The 3,404-nt window shown below is 47.4% G+C and carries 2 protein-coding genes and 1 rRNA gene; 2 read left to right on the forward strand and 1 reads right to left on the reverse strand.

Going from position 1 to position 3,404, the window contains the following annotated elements:
- A 5S ribosomal RNA gene (gene rrf / locus RCH83_RS00070) occupies positions 1–112 on the forward strand; the annotation flags it as partial.
- Positions 113–815: 703 nt separating this feature from the next.
- Here rrf and RCH83_RS00075 read toward each other — a convergent pair.
- Positions 816–3,257, reverse strand: coding sequence for an EAL domain-containing protein (locus RCH83_RS00075; protein WP_306517903.1), 2,442 nt, complete (start codon positions 3,255–3,257; stop codon positions 816–818).
- On the opposite strand from RCH83_RS00075, the gene RCH83_RS00080 reads away from it, so the two are divergent.
- Positions 3,222–3,404, forward strand: a 183-nt coding sequence (locus RCH83_RS00080) for a hypothetical protein (protein WP_306517905.1), incomplete at its 3' end; no start/stop codon positions are given. The genes RCH83_RS00075 and RCH83_RS00080 overlap by 36 nt on opposite strands.

Here is a 3,404-nt window from a genome sequence, read left to right on the forward strand (position 1 = left end):
GGTGGCAATAGCGCTGTGGAACCACCTGAATCCATTCCGAACTCAGAAGTGAAACGCAGCTGCGACGATGGTAGTGTGGCAGATGCCATGCGAGAGTAGTACACCGCCAGGCTCCCAATCCAAAAGAACCCCGCTCAGTGAGCGGGGTTTTTTGTATTTAGGATCCGGCGGTCTATTGCGCGAGCAGGGCATTCCCATGCGAGTAGTACAGTGACGTCGGGAATTAAGAACGCAACCAATGTTGTGTTCTTCCGACGGAACAATCCCGAGCTCTGCGAGGGATATAAAGGCTCCAAAACTCACCAGCCCCAGTCGAAAGACTGGCCTTTTTGCATTTTACGTCCTGTAAAATGTCCTGCGGACCGGCTGTGCCGTCCAAATCCGCTCCTGCGGATTTAGTGCTTTATGGCATTCTGGTGGTCTATTGCCCGAGCGGGGCATTCTCATGCGACAAAAACGTCAGGAACGTTTTTGGACCGCTCCAGCGGGCCGCGTAGCGGCGAACCCCATGGATGGGGTGAGCAAAGTAGTACAGCGAAGACGGGGTTTCAAAAAGCCAACAATTTGGTTTTTTGCCGATTGAACGCCCTGAGCTCTGCGAAGGGGACAGGAATTAGAGAAACCAAACTGTTGGCTTCTCTCCGGCTGAACGGCCCTGAGCCCTTCGAGGGATATCAAGGCTCCCATGCTGAGCCAACTGTCTATCGCCCCTCCGGCCGAACAATCCAGAGCTGCGCGAAGGGCATCAAGGCTGCCAAACAACGCTAACATTTTTGCAGTCCTTCTGTTGCACAATCTGAGTTCTGAGCAGGGGCTCAAGACCCTCTTGGGATGCCAGCAGCTCTGTCTGCCGGAAAAGTAAAATTTTGCTGCCAGGTCTGTAGCTCAGATAATGGCATTGGTTTGGCAAACAGATAACCCTGCGCGTAGTCACAATTTAATTGTTGTAAAAACTGTTGTTGAGCCGGAGTTTCCACACCTTCAGCAACGACTTGCAGTTGCAACGCCTGACATAAGGCACAGACAGCTCTTGTAATTTCAATGTCATTACTTTGGTGGGGAATAGTCATTACAAAGGAGCGATCGATCTTGACACAATTGATCGGCAGATTTTTTAATCGGCTTAACGACGAAAAACCTGTACCAAAATCATCAATAGCAATAGTGCTACCACGTTCGCGCAGCGCCTGCAAAATTGCCATTTTATCTTCCAGATCCTGTAGCGCCGTTTCAGTAATTTCAAACTGTAATAACTCTGGATTAACCTGATAACGCTCAACGGCTTGATCAACCCGCAGCAATAGTTGTTCATCTTCCAACTGACGCACAGAAAGGTTCAGAGACACTTTCAGCTCAGCTCCCAGTTGTTGCAGTGCAGCCATATCTTTACAAACCTGATCGATAACCCAGGCTCCAACCTCGACAATGAGGGTGCTATGTTCGGCAATGCCAATAAATTTTTCTGTGGAAATCATGCCGTAATCCGCGTGGAACCAGCGTATTAAAGCTTCAACACCACAAAAACGGCGTTGCTGCAGATCGATGATTGGTTGGTAATACAAGGCAAGACCGCTGTTTTTTAACAGCGCATTTTTCAGTTCCTTTTCAATAAAGACTCTTTCCTGGGTTCTACTCGCCATAGCCACATTAAAAAATGAATAACGGTTGCGGCCGCTTTCTTTGGCGGCAAACATGGCTAAATCGGCACATTTTAACAACTCATCATAACTACCGGCATCTTCCGGGAAACAGGCAATACCAATGCTGCATGAGACTGAGACCTGACTGCTGTCCAATTCGATTTCTTCACTGATTTTGCGCAACAGCTTTTCGGCAACTTTATGATAAAAACTCGGATGTGTGGCATCCGGCGTAATAATGACAAACTCATCACCGCCAACTCTGATTGCTGTGTCTCCGGCTCTGGTTAGTTCGCCGATACGTTGTGCTATAACCTGCAGCAGACGGTCCCCGGTGCTGTGGCCGAGGGTGTCGTTAATTAGCTTAAAGCCGTCCAGATCCAGATACATCACACCCAACATACTTTTGTTGCGTATAGCACGTTCTACTTCAATTTTGAGAGTTTTTTCCAATTTAGCTCTGTTACCAAGACCGGTCAGGTGGTCATGAAATGCCAGTTTGGCCAGATTTTCTTCGGCGCGGCGTAATGCTGAAATATTAGAAAAAGTCAGTACATAATGACTTGTAGTGCTATCCGGTTGTGGGCTTTTCACTCTGCAAATATGTTGCCAGGCAGGAAAATTAGTTTGGTCTTTACGCAAACAAACCACTTCGCCGCTCCAGTGGTTGGCTTTGAGTTCTGACAGTTTTGCCGCTACAGGCGAGTTATTATGTTTTGGATACAGGAAATGCTCCGGGTGTTGACCTGTAACCTCTGCTGGCAGGTAACCGGTGATAGTGGAAAATGCCGGGTTCACCGAAAGGACTTTAAAATGTTGGTCGAGGATCAATATACCTTCAGCTGTGGTTTGAAAAACTGCATGTGCTTGTCGTAATTGAAGTTGTGATTGTTGTTGTTCAGTCACATCCCGCATCACCCCAACCAATAATGTTTGATTGGGTTGGCGAAAATGACGGGCAAAAAGCTCAATCCAGCGTGGGGCAACACCCGCCAAACGCATCACTGCGTTGATGTCCTTGTCGCGGTTAAACATCAGTTGCAGTCGCTGGTGTTCTGACGGATGAAAAAGTTGCATCAGATGTTCCAGACCATCACAAATTACTTCAGGTGGGTTCGATAGTAAATCGTTGACAATACCACTGCTGAGCAGGGTATTTTCCTTTTCATCCAGTTCCCACAATCCAAGCTGCGCAGCTTGCATTGCCATTTGTAATCGAAGTTCAGACCTTCTGATTTGTTGATCAGCATGGTGCCGGCACAATGCCATTCGAATCGAAGCATCCAGTTCTTTTCTGTCATAAGGTTTGATTAAATAACCATAAGGTAAACTTTGTTCGGCGTGTTCCAGAATGGCGTTGTCACAAAAAGCAGACAAAAATATCACTGGCAACTGCATTTCATTGTGCAGTAATTTTGCAGCTTCGGTACCTCTCATATGACCGGCAAGTTGGATATCCATCAGTACTAAATCGGGTTTTAACTGATTGGCGGTCGCCAGCACTTCTTCACCATAAGCCAGAGTCGCGACTACTGTGTGCCCAAGATCCTCCAGTGACATTTTCAGATCCAGCGCAACTATATGTTCATCTTCGACAATCAGAATATTGCGATTCATAGCGGTCTCTCCGTCACTGGTAAAAAGCGCACCCTGATCGATGCCAACCTGCCGCCGTTAAAAGCGGCCGGTATTGAACTGGTTGACGTCATTCATCAAAAAGTCTGGGACACCTTCTGGTTTCAGCATTCAGAGTCTGAACAACAA

Source organism: Rheinheimera sp. (genome assembly GCF_030824435.1).
In the GTDB taxonomy this organism is placed as follows: domain Bacteria; phylum Pseudomonadota; class Gammaproteobacteria; order Enterobacterales; family Alteromonadaceae; genus Pararheinheimera.